This is a genomic window from Mucilaginibacter sp. P4_C11 (assembly GCF_056402115.1).
Map to the genome: position 1 here is coordinate 164,412 of NZ_JBFUIA010000006.1, position 18,555 is coordinate 182,966.

13 protein-coding genes are annotated in these 18,555 nt (G+C 41.5%); 8 read left to right on the forward strand and 5 right to left on the reverse strand.

Annotated features, from left to right (window positions below; all coding sequences use genetic code 11):
- The first annotated feature begins 433 nt into the window (after window positions 1–433).
- Both AC1DU2_RS07660 and AC1DU2_RS07665 read left to right on the forward strand, forming a co-directional pair.
- On the forward strand, window positions 434–1,033 hold the full coding sequence (locus AC1DU2_RS07660) for a GIN domain-containing protein (RefSeq protein WP_477383596.1): 600 nt from the start codon (window positions 434–436) through the stop codon (window positions 1,031–1,033).
- A 186-nt stretch (window positions 1,034–1,219) separates the two neighbouring features.
- The gene (locus tag AC1DU2_RS07665; RefSeq protein WP_477383597.1) at window positions 1,220–2,107 is read left to right on the forward strand and encodes a universal stress protein; all 888 of its coding nucleotides are present in this window, start codon (window positions 1,220–1,222) and stop codon (window positions 2,105–2,107) included.
- Between the two features lie 174 nt (window positions 2,108–2,281).
- Here the strand turns inward: AC1DU2_RS07665 and AC1DU2_RS07670 are convergent, their stop codons facing one another.
- A complete protein-coding gene (locus tag AC1DU2_RS07670) occupies window positions 2,282–2,443 on the reverse strand; it encodes a hypothetical protein (protein ID WP_477354275.1) in 162 nt (53 codons plus the stop codon).
- A 45-nt stretch (window positions 2,444–2,488) separates the two neighbouring features.
- Between AC1DU2_RS07670 and AC1DU2_RS07675 the strand changes: the two genes are divergently transcribed.
- Window positions 2,489–3,508 carry a sensor histidine kinase gene (locus tag AC1DU2_RS07675; RefSeq protein ID WP_477383598.1) on the forward strand — a complete coding sequence of 340 codons (1,020 nt, stop codon included), beginning with the start codon at window positions 2,489–2,491 and terminating at the stop codon, window positions 3,506–3,508.
- Window positions 3,505–4,215: a LytR/AlgR family response regulator transcription factor gene (locus AC1DU2_RS07680; protein ID WP_477383599.1), complete on the forward strand. Its 711-nt coding sequence runs from the start codon at window positions 3,505–3,507 to the stop codon at window positions 4,213–4,215. The genes AC1DU2_RS07675 and AC1DU2_RS07680 overlap by 4 nt, the downstream gene beginning before the upstream one ends.
- Before the next feature lie 70 nt (window positions 4,216–4,285).
- Here AC1DU2_RS07680 and AC1DU2_RS07685 read toward each other — a convergent pair whose 3' ends face one another.
- The 3 genes from AC1DU2_RS07685 to AC1DU2_RS07695 are packed head-to-tail and all read right to left on the reverse strand — an operon-like array spanning window position 4,286 to window position 10,289.
- The gene (locus tag AC1DU2_RS07685; protein ID WP_477383600.1) at window positions 4,286–5,977 is read right to left on the reverse strand and encodes a glycoside hydrolase family 26 protein; all 1,692 of its coding nucleotides are present in this window, start codon (window positions 5,975–5,977) and stop codon (window positions 4,286–4,288) included.
- A 5-nt stretch (window positions 5,978–5,982) separates the two neighbouring features.
- Window positions 5,983–8,967 (reverse strand): glycosyltransferase family 2 protein, encoded by a 2,985-nt coding sequence (locus AC1DU2_RS07690; protein ID WP_477383601.1) that lies wholly within the window; start codon window positions 8,965–8,967, stop codon window positions 5,983–5,985.
- The gene (locus AC1DU2_RS07695; RefSeq protein WP_477383602.1) at window positions 8,964–10,289 is read right to left on the reverse strand and encodes a glycoside hydrolase family 2 TIM barrel-domain containing protein; all 1,326 of its coding nucleotides are present in this window, start codon (window positions 10,287–10,289) and stop codon (window positions 8,964–8,966) included. The genes AC1DU2_RS07690 and AC1DU2_RS07695 overlap by 4 nt, the downstream gene beginning before the upstream one ends.
- 269 nt (window positions 10,290–10,558) lie before the next feature.
- Here AC1DU2_RS07695 and upp point away from each other — a divergent pair, with 269 nt between their 5' ends.
- The 4 genes from upp to AC1DU2_RS07715 all read left to right on the forward strand — a co-directional run bounded on the left by upp (window position 10,559) and on the right by AC1DU2_RS07715 (window position 18,059).
- Window positions 10,559–11,203 (forward strand): uracil phosphoribosyltransferase, encoded by a 645-nt coding sequence (gene upp, locus AC1DU2_RS07700; protein WP_477383603.1) that lies wholly within the window; start codon window positions 10,559–10,561, stop codon window positions 11,201–11,203.
- Window positions 11,204–11,317: 114 nt separating this feature from the next.
- Window positions 11,318–11,887 (forward strand): hypothetical protein, encoded by a 570-nt coding sequence (locus AC1DU2_RS07705; protein WP_477383604.1) that lies wholly within the window; start codon window positions 11,318–11,320, stop codon window positions 11,885–11,887.
- Between the two features lie 132 nt (window positions 11,888–12,019).
- On the forward strand, window positions 12,020–13,594 hold the full coding sequence (locus AC1DU2_RS07710; protein WP_477383605.1) for a Na+/H+ antiporter: 1,575 nt from the start codon (window positions 12,020–12,022) through the stop codon (window positions 13,592–13,594).
- Window positions 13,595–13,919: 325 nt separating this feature from the next.
- Window positions 13,920–18,059 carry a two-component regulator propeller domain-containing protein gene (locus AC1DU2_RS07715; RefSeq protein ID WP_477383606.1) on the forward strand — a complete coding sequence of 1,380 codons (4,140 nt, stop codon included), beginning with the start codon at window positions 13,920–13,922 and terminating at the stop codon, window positions 18,057–18,059.
- A gap of 5 nt (window positions 18,060–18,064) precedes the next feature.
- Here AC1DU2_RS07715 and AC1DU2_RS07720 read toward each other — a convergent pair whose 3' ends face one another.
- Window positions 18,065–18,358, reverse strand: a complete 294-nt coding sequence (locus tag AC1DU2_RS07720; RefSeq protein ID WP_477383607.1) for a hypothetical protein — start codon at window positions 18,356–18,358, stop codon at window positions 18,065–18,067.
- Window positions 18,359–18,555: the final 197 nt, after the last annotated feature.

The window sequence follows — 18,555 nt, forward strand, 5'->3', positions numbered from 1 at the left end:
GCGATTGGTGCGGTTCATGCTAACCAAGATGTATTTGTCTGCCCTACCGGTGTCATAAATGTACTATTCGCCGTAAAAAAACTCAGCACGCCACGTCATTTTACGCCGCCCGAAAACTGTTCTTGAGGGATAGGATGCTGGCATAAATAACATTACATAGCATAGCAAGAGTCGTAGGTGTTGTATAATATATTGATAGTCAATTATATATATGATTTTTATATAATATGAAGTTCTTTTAAATCTTAGTGTAATTATTACACTAAGATGAATATTCTCATGCCAGGAAATCACACCTTTGCAGTGGAAAACAGGACACCAATATATAACCCCACAGGGCTACAATATCGGGTTAAAATTGGCCCCGTTTTTTGGTTGCATTCATAGGTAAGCAATGCAATTAATTAACAATTACAATTAAAAAAATACAAAAATGAAAACCAAAATTTTATCCGTAATCACAATATTTGTTGTTGTGTTAGGATTAACACAATCAACCTACGCCAAGTCACTAACAATTGATGCCTTCACTGTATTAAATGATATTAGCACCATCAATAAGATAGAAGTTCATGGTAATGTAGAGTTATACATCTCTGATGACACCCGCGACCAGGTAAAAGTTTACAATAAATACTATGCCGAACGTGCTTTGGTGCAAACCAAAAATGGCGTGTTAAGCATTGCCTCTTATACCACCGAAAAACTGGTAGTTTGGGTAAGCGCTGCCGACCTGCGTTCAGTTTCGGTATTTGATAACTCATCCGTAACATCATTCGGTAAACTGTCAAAAATTGAATTTAACGTTGATTTGCATAACAACGCGGTAGCCAGTTTAAACTTAGATGCTTTTAGCACTACCTTAACTGTAAAAGATAACTCGACAGCAGATTTAAAAGGCGCAACACAAGAATTAAACCTTAACAGGGCAATTCAGTCGAATGTTAAAAGCAGCAACTTTGCTGTAACCCATTTAGTTGAAAACAAAGCCATTTTAGCCGCCGGTATGGGCCGTAGCGTAATTGGCATATAAGCCCGACTTTTGCAAAAGTCCATCATATATTACGGGAGCTATCTGCTAAGCAGGTAGCTTTTTTTGTTTCAGGGCTTTTGCTTTATAGCAGATATTGATTGAGGACAAGCTTTTAAGTGACGGGGCTCATTTTTTGGCCCAACGCTTTTACCCAACTTTATAATATCTTATTAAAGTTGAGTCATCATGAAAACAATAGCCGTACTTATCGATTTTTCTGAGCGTTCAGAGCATATAGCCAAATATGCGCTGCACCTGGCCAAAAAAATAAAAGCAGATGTTTTGCTGTTTAATGCATTCCTGGTGCCGGCAGATGTACCTATGGCCGCCGCCCAGATGGCATGGCCCGTTTATGAGTACGACGAGATAAAAAAAGACGCCGAAAAAACTTTAAAAAAACTATGCGATAAGTTAAAGCACGGCCTCAACGAAAGACCTTTACCAGGTGCATTTATGCCCGCTATTACCTGTAGGTGCGAAGAAGGCCCGGTTGTAAACACCCTGGAAACCCTTGAGCAAGATAAAAATATTATGCTGTTGGTTGCAGGTACCCACGGGGCCGACACCGTATCTACATTTGTTTTAGGTAATAATTGCCGCGAACTTATTGACGATACCAAACTTCCTTTATTGCTGATTCCTGAAAATGCCGCGATCAAACATATTGAACGACTCATTTTTGCAAGCGACCTGGATCCCAACGATGTTAAATATATAAATGCAATAGCCGGCCTGGCGCATCAATATGCTGCCAACATTGTGATTGGCAATGTGAACCCCGAGTTGCCTGCCGATACCAAACATAACAAAGCAGAAAATTCGTTTATGCAGGAGGTAGTGCTTAAGGTTGATTATAAACGTATTAGTTACCGTAATTTTCCTAACGAAGATGTGAAAAAAGGATTGGCCTGGGTATTAGAAACCGAAAAGCCGGATATGCTGGTGATGGTTCACCGGAAAAGCAACCTGCTTGATTTCTTTCTTAAATCGAGCGTGACTAAAAAAATTGCTGCAAAAACAACAGTGCCTTTGTTAGTTTACCCATACCCGATGGATTCAGTTCCTGAATTTTAGGCTTATCACGTACCTGTACAGGCATGAAAATAAATAAACAATGGCACCTGGATAATCCGATGCCTAAAAACCCAACCTTCGATGAGCGCGTGGACTGGCACCTGCAGCATCAAAAAAATTGTGCATGTAGGCCAATTCCGGCAAAATTAGCCTCGGAAATGATTGACCGGGGAATTAGATTGTAGCTCCCGGTTCCTGAATACCCACCCGGTTATCTGAATTTTTGCTGTAATTATCGTGGAAAATACCCCAACGGTGTAAAACAGTACCCGAAAACAAAAAAGGTTGGTATTTTTGAATAGAGCAACCTGCATACATTAAGAATAAGTAATTCATAATGCTGCCTGCTGGTTCCTTAATTTAAAAAAACGGGGAAATTTGATGGAAATATCCAGGTACAAACCGGGCATTATTCAGCTCCAGGTGTTGATATGGGCGGCCGTACTGCTGTTAATTTTCTTTTCGTTGTTGCCGATGGATGGTTTGCCTAGATCGGTTATCTATACAGTAGTCAACACAACATCGTATGCCATTATTATTTATGGCAACATCCTTATCTTATACCCTGTATTTTATCAGAAGGGAAAATTTGTTTGGTATGGTATCCTGGTGATAATTTTCCTGTTGTTTATGGGGATTTTGCGGGGTTGCCTATTAATAACCTTGTACCAGCATTATGCATTAATGAAAACAGGGCAACTAAGTTTGCTTACACTGCTTGGCTATGTTCCGGGTGGTATTCTCATCTATATTCTCAGCCTCATTTTCCGGATATCCATTGCCTATTTTGCCCTGAAACAACAAACGGAAGAAATAATGCTGCAAAAAAGCCAGGCCGAGCTTAATTTGCTTAAATCGCAGGTGCAGCCGCACTTTCTGTTCAATACGTTAAATAACATATATTACAAAGTGTATAAGGTTGATCCGATATCGGCCGGTTTAATAGAGCGGCTATCGGATATCATGCGCTATTTTGTTGACGAAAGCCCCAAAGATGTAGTACCTGTAAACACCGAAGTTACGTTTATTGAAAATTATATGGAACTCGAAAAAATCCGGATAAGGCACGGCGCTACCATTAACTTCGAGAAGGCATATAACCCCGAACTGCGTATTCCGCCTATGTTGCTCATGACCTTTGTTGAAAATGTTTTCAAACATGGGATCGATAAGTCGCTCTTGCAAAATGAGGTGAATATTTCGCTGGTCCAAAAAGATGGTTATTTGATTTTTAAAACCAGCAATCGTACAATTATATCAACAGCAACCGGGCCATCAAAGGGATTTGGGATAGCCAATTTAACAAAAAGGCTCACCATGTTATATGGTGCGGATTTTGAGCTGACTATTGATACCGGTGCTGGGTTATACACCGCATTGCTAAAAATACCGCTCCAATGAATTTAAGCTGCATTATTATTGATGACGAACCAGACGCGGTTGACCTGCTGGAGTTGCTGATAAAACAAAGCACCCAGTGGCAGTTAAACGCTAAATGCTATAACGCTTTGGAAGCGCTTGCTTTTTTAAAAACAAACCAGGTTGATTTTATTTTTTTGGATATTAATATGCCGCAACTCACCGGTATAGAGTTGGCTACCCTGTTGCCAACCCGAACCAAAATTGTTTTCACCACAGCTTATTCAGAATATGCCGCGGAAAGCTACATGTATAACACCATCGACTACCTGCTGAAACCCATTACCCTAAAACGATTCCTGTCATCGGTACAAAAAATAGAAGCTTATTTTGCAAAACACCAACCAGAGCAAGCACAGGATGCAGCGCAGGCCCATGATTTATTTTTTGTAAAATCGGGTAAAACATTACGGAAGATAATGTTAAGGGATATCCTGTATTTTGAGGGCGAAAAGGATTATGTAAGGTTGGTAACCGGTAGCGAGCAATTATTGATATACCGCCGTTTAAAAGATATTGAAGAGCAGCTTAACCCGCCATTTATCAGGGTTCATAATTCCTATATCATCAATTATGAACAGCTTAGTAAAATTGAAGATAACCACATTTATATTGCCGATAAACGAATCCCTGTCAGCGAAAAATTCAGGGATGGGTTTATGGATATCATTAATAAAAAGAAATTCTGAAATGGCCTGAATGCCGGGCAAGCTTACGCCTGTTTTCCGGAAATAGACTGTTCAATATATCCGCTTTACATTACTGCTTCAACAGGCTGCAAAATTTGGACATAGATTTGGGTGTCATACTCCAGTCGGGGGCTTTAATGCTGCCCCAGGCTTTGGGGTTATCATACAAGTTAAAGTAGCACACGCCAAAAACATGCGGATTGGCATTTATTGTTTTGGCGGCGTCGGCAAGCCACTTGTCCTGAAAATCCTCTGATCCTTTAACGCCAAACTCAGTTATAAATAAGGGCTTATCCAAAAATCTCATCCGGAAATACTTTCGGCTAAAAATGTTGTTGAACGCTTCCTGCTTATCCTGGTCGGTGATGTTTTTATCGGGCAGGCCATAAATGGCAATACTTATATAATCAACCACATCGCTGCCGGGCCAAAAATCAGCCGATCCCCTGTCGCCCGCAGGGCCCCAAACTTTTTTTACATTTTTGCCCGGGCCGCCGTTAAACTGCATAAAATAGCGGTAAGCATCAATGTAGGTAACCGGGTCCTGGCTTTGCCATGCATATCGGTGAATAGGGATCTCCATTTCGTGCATCCACCGCAAATAAACCGTTTGGTTGGTTGCCGAAATGATGCTGAATAATTTTTTGATCTGCGAATCAAATGTACCATTCAATATCCTCTCCAGTGTAAGCGTATCCGCTTTGTGGGCAACATCTTTCCAGGGCTCCATAGTAACAATAACATCATGGTGGCGGCCGGTAACCTCCAAAAAGCTTTTTTCAAATTCGCCGCGTTCTACTTGTCCCAAATCGGTAAATAAATGTTCAACGCTGATGGCTTTTTGATTAAGCAATCGTTTATTAGGATCGAATACACCAACCTGTAGTACTTTCCTGATGGGCTTTGTTTTGCAGCTATCGGCGTAATTGCTATCCGAATATACCGTTTGTCGGTATTTGTTAATGTAGGCCTTCTCCTCCGCCAGCCACGATGCATTGAAAGCGCCTTTGGTAATATTCCAAACATCCACAATTAAAACCGGCTTTTTAATAAACCGTAAGCGATGCAGTTTCTGCCTCATCATTTCCTGTGGTGTTTTCACCATCGGGAAATAATTAAGGCTATATTCAGATGGGCTGCCAAGGGTGATGCTTACATAATCAGCATATTTATTTCCGGGCCAATATTCGGTATCGCCAGGATAGCCGGATGGGCTCCACACTACTTTAGCGTTGGGCGCATACTGCTTTAGCTTTTTTGCAAAATAATTGAAAGCGGTAATGTACGATGCCGGCGATTGATATTGCCAGGGATAAAAATTTGTGGGCACCTCCATATCCGGGTTCCAACGGATGTATGCCTGGTGTGGTGCTTTTACAATGATGGATGCTAATTCGCGTATCTGGTCGTCAAATTTCCCCTTTTTTAACTCTGTTAAAACATCAGTATTATAGTTTACGCCCGATAGCCAGGTTTCAACAGTTAACATTACATTGTGTTTTGCCAGTTCATTTTCAATATCCCCCTTGTCCGACCATAGCGCGTTGTTTCGCCAAACTGCCTTATATGCCACCACGCTACCCGGCTGCAAATCGCTGCCCGGATTGTCAGCGTTAAAAACGGCAAGTAAACGATCATCCGCCGGGTAATAAATGTTAAGATAATAGGAGCGATACAGCGGGTTAAGCAGCCAAAGCGCCACCGCCAGCAATACAATGCCCAAACCAATAAATAAATAACGTTTTGAACGGGTACTTTTCAAGGTTGTTAATTTTTAAGTGGAGTATTTAATGTAACATAATCATCGTTAACATTGGTGCCGTTTACAGCCACCATGTATAAACGGTAGCTGTTGTTATTTGGCGGTATATTAACATAAACGGTGGGGCCTTCGCCAACTTTGCTCATATTAGTAGCTGTGCCAAGCGCATTGGTTTTAACCAGGTACCATTCAAAACGCAGGTTGGTTTTTAAAAAAGTGGCAATATTCCATTTGTCATACGCATATACCAACGCGCTATATGGCAATAAGGCGCCTGTGGTAGTTGTTAATGCAGGTCTTAAAATTCTTACCGGTGGTAAATCATTACCAGGTATTTTAACGTGCCAGGTTGCGCTTATTTGATACAAATAAGGCTTGTTGCGCCCCCATACATCTTTCAACCCGTCAAAAGTGGTAACCGAACCGCTTTGCTGGTCCTGCCAACTGGCATAAAAAACACCTGTTCGCGGCCATACGGCTTTTTGTAAACCTTTTGGATTTACATTACTCATAAAGTAAGGGGCGCCGATACCGGTGGTAACATATTTTAACGATTGCTTATCCTTAACAATAAGGCCAAAAGCATCTATGGCTGGTATTTGGGCGTGCAGTAAATTTACGGTGGTTGCCAATTCAGGTACCGACAATACATCAAACGTTACGGGCCGTGCCGGATCTGCAAGTTTAATATCGTTAATCAAATGTTTTAACCACCTGATGTAGCGGTACTGGGCGTAAAATAATTGCGGCGCATGATAAAAACGGTTTAATTGCTGGTAGCTGTAATTGGCCAAATTCCAGGCGGTGATACTGGTATTGGTTTTGTTTTTATTTACGGTTTTTAAAATGAGCGAGGCTACGTCGTTTAAATTGTCAGCGTCATCAATAAAGTTTTGGGCATCGGGTATCCAAAAACTATAATGAATTTTAAGCCCATGTTGCGCGGCAGCATCAAAAGTAGAGTGATCGTAAATATTGGGCCCGTATATTTTTACGGTATTTACACCAGCCTTACGCATCTCGTCAAAATCATTGACGATTATATTTTTTGTGAGCGGCGATATGTTTTTATACCAATAGTGGCCCTTTGGATAAATAACGCCCTGAACATCCGTAAATACACGGGGATTTAACAGGATGTTCTTCACTTCGGCAAGCCTGTCGTTTTCGGCTTTAACGCTATCTGTAGATGCAGCCGGCCTTGCAACGGGGGCGTACAACCTGTTTTGATTAACAACTTGCCATAAACCGGCGGTATCGGTGGTCGTATTTTTAATAATGGAGTTTTCGCCGTTATGCACTCCTTCAAAGTTGATATTACCCATGTCGGCATCATCATCGTTACCCTTACTTGATACGTAAATGCTGATGCAGATAACAAGTACCGTAAGTATCATGCTTACTTTTCGTACGCCGGTATAAATCTTTCTTCTTAGCAGCCAAAAATATTTTTTTCCGGTTTTTACGTTACTTGCAATATTGAACATGGTGCTATGGTTGCCCAAATACATCTGCAGCTTAAGCTCAGAACTGGCTATCAGCATAAATACCATAAACATGCAATTCAACAACGCAATTGCCGACATGAAAAATGTAAACGGGCTCCAGTCGGTATAAAGGCCATAAGCTATGGCCGCCAGTGACACCACCAGCACGCCAATGTTAGGCAGGTTGTTTTTTAAATTTTTCTCGTCCTTAACATCTTTAGGGGTCGGGATGTACGGAACATTTTTTCGGATGATAGTGTATACAAAACCTAATATAAAAATCCACCAGGTGCCGATGAGTAACAGCCCGCCCACTAAATGGAAGCCCCTTTCGTTATCCTCCATTACCCATTCCTGCACAAAGTGCCGTATTAAAACAACCGATGTAATAAAAGGAATGCTGATAACCAAAAATTCCGAAAAGTCCATTTTTAACGGATAGACATCCATGAACAGCGATAAAACTGGAATAGAAAAGTTGATTAAAAATATAAAACCCGATAAGTAAAAAAGAGGCAGCAACCCGTAATGAATTTTTTGCCGCCAGGTAAATTTTGTAAACAGCTTTACATATGAAGTAACCAGTAGTTCGAAAACCCCGCGCGACCATTTTATTTGCTGCTTATAATAAGCTGATAAGGTAGCAGGTACCAGGCCGCGGGCAAGTACCTGCGGCACATAAACAGATTTCCATTGTTTGGCGTGCAATTGCATGGCGGTATGCATATCCTCGGCCAGCCCCGCGGCATGGCCGCCTATTGACTCCAGCGCGGTACGCCTGAAGGTACAATTGGCACCGATAGCCTGGGCGGTACCATAGCTGTTCATGCACATCATCATTGGGCCGTAAAAATGGTAGGTTTGTTGCGCCGCACCCTTTGCAATCCAGCCAATGCGTTGGTTATAATAGGCCTGTACTACCTGCACATATCCTATTTCGGGATTATCAAAATGCGCCACAATAGGATCAAGAAAATCGGGGAAAGGTACATGGTCGGGATCAAGCACCAGGCACAACTCGCCTGATGATTGCGCCAAAGCATTATTGATATTACCTGCCTTGGCATTTATTTTTTTAATACGGGTAACGTGGTGTACCCCCAATTCCTGGCACACCGACTTCAGGTACGGATCGTCGGCCTCATCGCATAAGTAAGTTTGATGCGGGTAGGTTATATTTTGTATGGCGGTAAGCGTTTCTAAAATCATTTCGTAGGGCTCGCCCGCGCAAAATGTTGTAAAAACATCTACCGTATATTGCCTGGTAACCGGCGGCGTAGCCGGTACGCTGATAGACCAATAGTGGTACCACTCATAAATTACTTTAAAAAAGGTATAAACAAATGTTACAATAAGTAACCAGTAAAGGGGCTTATAACCAATAACCGATTCGTGAAGCAAGCTATACATGAAAAAAAACATGCAGGCCAGCCCTATCACTATCATCAGCCTTAAATTAAGCAGCTGCTTTTTTGAAGGTGGTTTTATATTACTACTATTCATGGATTATACAGCACGTAAAAAGGGACATTAGCAGTTGAAAAATAGCCGTTATTGTTATAAACATACACGTATAAGCGATATGGACCCTCGGTTTCAGGTACTTTAAATTTAACTATCGGCCCGTTATTTTCTGTAATTGCGTTTTTGATATCCTTTAGCGGCTTATCTCTGAAAGTGCCATTCGGCTTAAACCAATCCTCGGCAAACAGCTGCCATTTATAAGTTAGTTTAGCAGTGCCAGGCTCATTCATATATGCAATAGCGAAAGAGGTGGTTTTGGGGCTAAGCAAAATATTATCGCGCCCGCCTTTATTCTCCACCAGCATGTATTTTATATCCGGTGCTTTTACAGGCGGTTTTTTGCCCGTCCACAAGTATTGCATGGTGTTAACTATTTCGGTTTGCCCGCCATGCTCGTCAAAAAGGCTAAACCAGGTTGGTGTAAGCTCCTGTTTTTGCCCCCAATAAAAAACCATCGAACCTAAAAATCGCGGGTTATCAACCGGCATATAGTTACGATAGGTGGCTAAATATTGTTCTGCTTTTTTTGTACTGGTATTTTCTACATATGCGCCCCATACATTTTGGCTGGCTGCCACCCAGGGGCCTTCAACAGACCACTCGGTTATTAAAAACGGACCGCTCCAAAGCCATTTAAAATCCTGCAGGTCCTGTTTTAAAGTTTGTATCGAACCAAAAATATTGAAAGATATAAAATCAATTTTTGTACGGTACCTGATATTAAATATGTTTGGTTTTTGGAAACTCATCACAGTTGTGGTAACCGGATGCTGTGGGTCATTATGGTGAATAATATCAACAAGGTTATTAAAAACAGTGTAAAACTGGTTAAAACGGGGGCGGTAAGGGAATGTAAGTTCGTTACCCAGGCACCAGCACAAAAGCGCCGGATGGTTTTTATATTTATTAATTAGGGCGGTAATTTTTTTTGTAAAAACAAGCGCCTGCGGGGTATTGTAAAACTCAGCCATGCTCAGGCTGGGCGGCATGGGCAAACCTACTATTACCGCTAAATTGTTGGCCTGTGCCGAATCTAATATATTAGCCAGGTGTACGGTGTCCCAAACCCTGATGGTATTGCCCCCCGCTTCTTTTAAACGTTTAAGATTAGTATAGCCTGATGCCCCTTTTACTAAAAAAGGCTGGCCTTGGCGGTATAAGGTATATCTGCCGTTTTCATTTTTAATGTAAACAGTTTTGTTGGTATCGTTTACCGGTTGCGCCTTATTACAGGCAAGGGAAAAGAAACATGATATTAAAATAAAATAAGTGACGACTAATCTGAAAGAGTAAAATTTCATAAATTTTAAGCCAATTCGCTCACAAAATGGGTTTTTGGTTAGTGTTTAAGGTTGATTTTAGACGTTGTATTCTTGAAACTAAACATACAGCTTTTTACGGGATTTAACCGCTTTATGTTGTGATTGAGTTTTAGCTGCCCAATGGTTTTAAAAATTCAATAGCGGCCGGTACAAAGCCACAACCCGTTTTTAAATTAAACACTTTGTTACAAAACAATTACGCCAAAATAAATCAACCGGTTTTCATTCAAAATAACTTAAATTTAAACATGATTTTCGTCCTCAACAAAACCAACACTATTGCCAATCAGTTTTTGGCCGAATTGCGCGATACGGAAATTCAGCAGGATAAGGCCCGCTTTAGGCGCAACCAGGAAAAACTGGGCGAAATTTTGGCCTATGAGCTGAGTAAAACCCTGCATTACCAACCCAAAGAAGTACAAACCCCTTTGGGCATAGCCAACATCAATACTCCTGCCGACCAGCCCGTGTTAGGTACCATCCTGCGGGCCGGGCTGCCATTTCACCAGGGTTTTATGCATTTTTTCGATCAATCCGAATCGGCATTTATAACCGCCTATCGTAAGGTAAAAAGGGGAGGATCGTTCCTGATCCAGGTAGACCATATCTCGACCCCAAACCTGGACGGTAAAGTCCTCATCCTGTGCGATACCATGCTGGCCACCGGCCAAAGCCTGGTATCTGTTTGTAAGGAGCTGATGGCGCAATATGACATTAAAGAGCTGCACATAGCCGCCGTAATTGCCAGCGCTGTAGGCATAGCACATGTACGTGCTAACCTGCCCAAAGCCAAACTATGGGTGTGTGCTATTGACGAGGAAATGACCAGCAAAGGCTACATTGTACCCGGCCTGGGCGATGCCGGCGACCTTGCGTTTGGCGAGAAGGTTTAGGGGTATTTCGGAAATAGGATTTTCGATGTCGGGTTTAATAAATTTTAGAATAATTTGCAGATACTAATTGTGGATTAAAAAGGTTTATAAGACAGGTAATTAACCCGACTTTTGATGCTACTTCGATTTTCAGAGCAAATAATAAATAACTTTTTAGTGCCGTCGTTTTCTTTGGCAAACGGCGAAATTGTTATTATTAGAATCCCAGAAGGAGAGTTTTTTTATCCGCTTAAGTTGGAGATAGTCAAAATGCTTACTGGAGAGGCTGTAAACGATAATGTTGAAATTGTTTCACCATTGCAATTTGTTGCAGATTTTGAAGAGTCTTATTTTCGATACCGCTTCTTTCCCACTACAATTGATAGCTATCACAATAAATATGCTAACAAGGCTAATCCGGTTTATAAAAATATCTACGGAACAGAAGGGATTACTCCGCAAACTAAGGTAAAAACTGTAGACAACACTTTGAGAAGACTCCTCTCACTTTATACCACATTATCGTGGACAAATAATATTGTTTTTCATTTGGCAGGCATTGGCCCCCAGGGAGGGCAGGATATTTATAGAATTGTTAAAACGATGGTAAACTCCGGAGGGGCCGCCATATTGATTGATCGTTGTGACGAATTTCAAAATGACTGTACAACGTTTATTAAGGCCGGGTATATTGATAGCCTTTAGCCAAAGGGAGGTTGGAACAATAACTACAATGTCTATTTATTTCAATTTCTATACGGTAAACAGATTTGTTCAATCATTATAAATTACATCCGCTTTTTTTATAAATTAGGCTGTAGTTTAAATACTGTGCAAATGCTAGACGATTTTCCGTTTTATTTATGCCTGGTTATTGTGATATTATTATTGATCATGCTGAGCAGGAAAATAAAAGTTGCCTACCCTGTTTTGCTGGTATTGGCCGGCTTGGGCATCAGTTTTATCCCGGGCCTGCCTACATTGCATATCGAATCGGAATTGATTTTTATTTTGTTCCTCCCTCCCTTATTATATGATGCTGCATGGCATATTTCATGGAAAGAACTTTGGCACTGGCGACGGATCATCGGAAGCTTTGCCTTCCTGGTTATATTTTTTACTGCCCTGGCAGTAGCATTGGTTGTTAATTATTTTATCCCCGGCTTTACGCTGGCCCTCGGCTTTTTGTTAGGTGCAATAGTTTCGCCTCCGGATGCGGTAAGCGTGGGGGCTATTTTAAAATTTGTAAAGGTACCCAAGCGACTATCTTATGTTTTAGAGGGCGAAAGCCTTTTAAATGATGCATCCTCGCTCATCATTTTTCGCTTTGCGCTGATAGCGGTGGCAACCGGCAGTTTTGTTTGGCATCAGGCCGCTTTAAGCTTTGTGTGGATGCTGGCAGGCGGTACAGGCATCGGCCTTATTATAGGCTACATGTTTATGAAAACACATAAATACCTGCCAACTGATACCAATACAGATATTGCATTATCCCTGTTAACGCCCTATATCATGTACATAGCTGCCGAGGCCGTTCATAGCTCGGGCGTGCTGGCTGTAGTAAGTGGCGGTCTGCTGCTATCCAATTACCGGCTGCGTTACCTGAGCAGTAGTTCAAGGCTGGGTGGTTTAAACGTTTGGGACAGCCTTAGCTTTGTGCTCAATGGATTGGTATTTATGATCATCGGGCTCGATTTGCCCCAGATTACGGCCGGGCTCGAACGTGTGTCCATTGCTACAGCTATTGGTTATGGTTTATTGGTAACCGGGGTTTTAATTGCCGGGCGCATTTTATCAGCCTTCGCGGCCGTGCTGGTTACCCTGGTAGCCCGGAATTTTATAACTGTTGCCGATAGTAGAAATCCTGGCTTTAAGCTTCCTTTTTTGATTGGCTGGTCGGGTATGCGGGGCGTGGTGTCGCTGGCATCTGCTTTATCCATACCGGTTTACCTGGCCAACGGGTCGGCGTTCCCGCAACGGAACCTTATTTTGTTCATCACATTTATAGTCATTTTAACCACCTTATTGCTGCAGGGTTTAACCTTGCCTTACCTGATCAGGAAACTGAATTTACCCGACCCCGATGAGATGGCGCCGGATGAAGAAGTTTACAACGATATCAGGAAACAGTTAAACCAGCATGCGCTGCTATATTTAAATTCAAACTGCTGCGAGCAAGTGAGCAGGCAGCCAATGCTTCAGCAAATGGCACTTAAGTGGCAAAATAACGATCAATTAGCTGATGGTTTATTGATGACAGAAGAATCTAAATCCGTTTACCGCGATGTGCTGGACCTGCAAAGGAAATGGCTGATCAACAAGAATAAGGAAGATGTGAATATCGACGAAGAAATCATCCGTCGGCACCTGTTATACCTTGACCTGGAGGAAGAAAAACTGCAGTTTATTTAGGCTTCAATTATATCATAAAGCAGGCCGGCCTCTCCCTGCGAAAATCACTTCGTTTCTTCAGACCGCAACCATATTATACCAGTACCGGGAATCTGAAAGCTGGGTTACGTCTGATTGCGCGATATTCAGTTACATCGCGTCGTGACTTTTCTTTAGCCGAAATTTTTACCCGGCCTTGCCTAAATAGCTTGTAAATTAAACAATTAGCAAGTTAAATAAATGGTTTTATATTATACTATATGAAACTATTCGATTTAAATCCCGTATGAGTATACGCCAAACTAACTTAAAATGATGCTGCAATAAAAAGTATTAACACAACAAAATGAGTCGAATATTTCTTTTTATTTTCTGTTTGTACCAACTTTTTGCCGGAGTATCATATTCGCAAACACCCTCCCTTAAATTTAAACAGTTAAGCACAAACCAAGGCCTTTCCCAAAGCCATGTAGTGACCATTCTAAAAGATAGCCGTGGCTTTATGTGGTTTGGAACCGAAGATGGCCTTAATAAATACGATGGCTATAAATTTACCCATTATAAGCACGACCAGAATAACAAGACAACTATTATTGATAATTATGTACAATCGATAACGGAAGATAGTTCCCACAATTTATGGATTGGAACCGAAAGCGGGCTTGATAGATTTGATCGGGCTACCAATACGTTTATCCATTACTCCAATCAATCAAGTTTTGCAGTTATGTCTGTTTTTTTGGATAGCAAAAAAAGGATGTGGCTGGGCACCAGTAAAGGCTTATACCTGTTTAATGCTGCAAATGGTTCCTTTAAAAAATTTACACATGCAGATAAAAGAAACAATATAATTAACGATTTTATATACCAGGTTACCGAAGATAATAATGGCTGGCTATGGATAGGAACTGATGACGGGCTGTATCATTTTAATCCCCAAAACGGTAAGTTTATTGGTTATTTTCATGATGCGGCAAATAACAGCAGCATAGGAGCCAGTTGGATAAAAACAGTTTATAAAGATAGCAAAGGCAATATTTGGGTAGGTACACACGGCGGCGGGCTTGCGTTATATAACCCCGCCAGCAACTCGTTTATAAATTTTAAACACGATCCAAATAACAGCAATAGTATTTGCCATAACGACATCCTTTCGATACTCGAACACAACGGGAAGCTATGGATAGGGACCGAAAATGGCGGCATAAGTGTGCTGGACTATCCGGCCAATAAGTTTGTTGGCTACAAGTTTGACGCAAATGACCCTTACAGCCTTAGCAGTAACTCCGTTTATTGTTTATATAAGGATGATACAGGAAATATATGGATAGGCACTTACTCGGGTGGTGTTAACTTTTTGCCGGCGTTTGGCAATAAATTTACCTCTTATAGCCAAAACGCCAATAATTCAAATAGCCTGAGCAACAATAATGTGCTGGCCATATCGGGTGATGGCAGTGATGAAAATATTTGGATTGGCACCGATGGGGGAGGCCTGAATTTATTTAACCGAAAGAAAAAAACCTTTGTGCATTACCTGCATAATGATAATAACCCCAACACTATAAGTGATAATTACCCGATGGCCATAGTGCCGATAGATAAAAACACTATCGGTATTGGCTACCACATTGGCGGGTTTGATTTGTTTGATAAGACAAAGGGTACTTTTATACATCACATGCCGCAGGCAAATAACCCGCATAGCCTGTCCCTTTCAGATATCAACAATGTGTATAAAGACTATGATGGTAACATATGGCTGGGCACCTGGAAAGGGGGGCTTAATTATTTTAACGTAAAAACCGGCCGCTTTACACAATACAGGAATAACCCGCAGGACAATAACAGTATAAGCAGCAATATTGTCCCCACTGTATACCAGGATAAGCAGGGCAATATGTGGATAGGTACCGATAACGGCCTGGATATGTTAAACCCCAAAACCGGGCGCTTTACGCATTACCGGCACAATGAGGAGGACAAACACAGTTTATCAAACAATACTGTCGAATCGGTTACCGAGACTGATGACGGCGATATATGGGTAGGTACCAACGGCGGCGGCCTTAACCTGCTGAACAAGCGCAGCCAAACATTTACCATATACACCGAAAGGGAGGGCTTGCCTAATAACGTGATCTATACGATTTTGAAAGATCGTAAAGGCAACTTTTGGTTGAGCACCAACAAGGGTATTTCACGGTTTAACCCCAAAACTAAAGTCATCAGGAACTATGGTATTTCTGACGGATTGCAGGGCGATGAATTTAAAGGGCACTCCTGTTTTCAAACTGCCGATGGGGAAATGTTTTTTGGAGGCGTAAACGGATTTAGCACCTTTTATCCGGATAGTTTGAAAGATAATGACTTTATTCCTCCGGTTTATGTTACCGGGCTGCAGATTTTTAACAAACAGGTAAGCACCGCCGATAAAAATTCGCTGCTCCAAAAAGATATCAGCGAAACAAGCTCGATAAACCTTTCCTATAAACACTCGGTACTTACCTTTGAGTTTGCGGCCCTGAATTATATCATCCCCGAAAAAAACCAATATGCTTATAAGCTGGAAAACTTTGATAAAGACTGGAACTATGTTGGTAATAAGCGAACTGCCACCTATACCAACCTTGATCCGGGTACATATACATTCAGGGTTAAGGCATCAAATAACGATGGTAAATGGAACAACAAAGGCACGGCTATCACTATTTATATTGCGCCTCCTTTTTGGCTCACCTGGTGGTTTAAGCTAATTGTAGCTTTAACTTTTATGATAAGCGGCCCGGCATTTTATGTTATCCGTACGCGTGCCATATTAAATCAAAAGGCCGAGTTGGAGCGCCAGGTAAAAGAACGTACCGAACAACTGGCACGGGCAATAGAGGTGGAGAAAAAATTAGCACTTGAAGCCGAGGAAGCCAACCGGGCCAAAAGTATATTTTTAGCTACCATGAGCCACGAGATTCGTACACCCATGAATGGGGTAATAGGGATGGCCTCTTTACTTGCCGAAACACCGTTGAATGAAGAACAGTTAACCTTTACCGAATCTATACAAACCTGTGGCGAAGACCTGCTGGCAGTTATTAACGACATTTTAGATTTTTCTAAAATAGAATCGGGCAATATGGAACTGGAGGAAAAGGATTTTAGCCTGCACACCTGTATTGAAGAAGTTTTTGATGTTTTTGCTTTAAAAGCAGCCCACTTAAAGCTCGATTTGGTTTACCAGATTGACTATGATGTACCGGCGCAAATTATTGGCGATAGTTTAAGGCTTCGCCAGATCCTGATCAATTTAATAAGTAACGCTATCAAGTTTACAAAAAAAGGTGAAATTTATGTAGCTGTACATTTGCTCAGTACGTCAGAGGATAATCACATCGAATTAAGCTTCGAGATAAAAGATACCGGCATTGGTATTTCTGCCGACAAGCTGCACCGGTTATTTAAAGCGTTTTCGCAGGTCGATTCATCAACCACCCGCCAGTATGGTGGTACCGGCCTTGGCTTGGTTATAAGCGAGCAGCTGGTGAAGCTAATGGGCGGTAAAATTAGCGTGGAGAGTGAAATTGATAAAGGGAGTACTTTCAGGTTTAATATTCATACGCAAAGGAATTTGCTGCAAGATGCCGTGCAAATAAACCATAGTATGAATGGTTTTGAAAAAAGCGGGATTTTGATTGTTGACGATAGCGATACCAATTGCCGGATTTTAAAAGGCCAGCTGGAGCAGTGGCAATTAAGCCCGGTGGTAGCCAATTCGGGCGAGCAGGCCCTTGATATTTTATCGCAACAGCACGATTTTAAACTGGTTATTACCGATATGCAAATGCCGTTTATGGATGGGATAGAGCTTGCCAATTTAATACGGGCTAAATATCCCGATTTGCCGATAATGCTTTTAAGTTCGATAAGCTATATTTTCCATAAAGATAATCCCGGTCTTTTTTGTGCGATATTGACCAAACCTGCCAAACAAAATAATTTATACAAGCATATTATAAAAGAGCTTGCCAGGCATGTAAACGGGCCCGGAAACGAGCCGGTGCCAGCTGATGTCGTTAAACATAAACTGCCTGATAATTTCTCGGAAAGGTACCCATTGCATATTTTGGTTGCCGAAGACAACCAGATGAACCAGAAATTAATTATGAAGGTTTTGAGTAAACTGGGGTATGAAGCCGAATTGGCCGCCGATGGATTGGAAGCCCTGGAGCTGGTTAATAAGAAAATATTCGACGTTATTTTGATGGATGTGCAAATGCCCAAAATGGATGGCCTGGAAGCCACGCGAATAATAAAAAAACGTTTCCCCGAACGTCCTTTTATTATTGCGATGACAGCAAACGCACTGCAAACCGACCTGCAAATTTGTATGGATGCAGGTATGGACGATTATATAAGCAAGCCATTTAAACTGGATGACCTGGTGAACAAGCTGGAAAAATGGGCGTTGAAAGGTAGTGTGCGCATTAGTTAGGCAGGTTAGTCGCCCTCTGTTAAAAATCCCTCATCAACGGTTTTAAACTTTAGTATAGTTTCAGACAGGATTTTTCTCTTGTTCGAAGCCGATTCTTTCATGCTTTCAGTCATAAAAGAAACAAGCAGTTCAACATGGTTCCTGTAAATTCTGCCTTTGCCGTAAGGATCTATATACATGCCTGTTTTTTTCCTGAGGTGCGAAGAAACAAATTCAATTTCATCAAAATCATCCTGGCTGATTTCAAATAACACCTTTTTTTTATTTGCATCCAACAAGTCGTAAAAATCTATAGCCATATTTTTGAATTCGGTAAAATAATGATTTGATCTCGTTCTATAACGCTTTGTATGGGTTGTTCGATTTCAATTAGTTTATAAATAACCCTTCCTAAGGGCCATCGGCCCGACACATCTTGTAGCCACGGGTTTCAACCCGTGGACTATTGGCCAAAGCACAACAAGAGTGCCATCGGCACGGCACATATTCGGGTGTA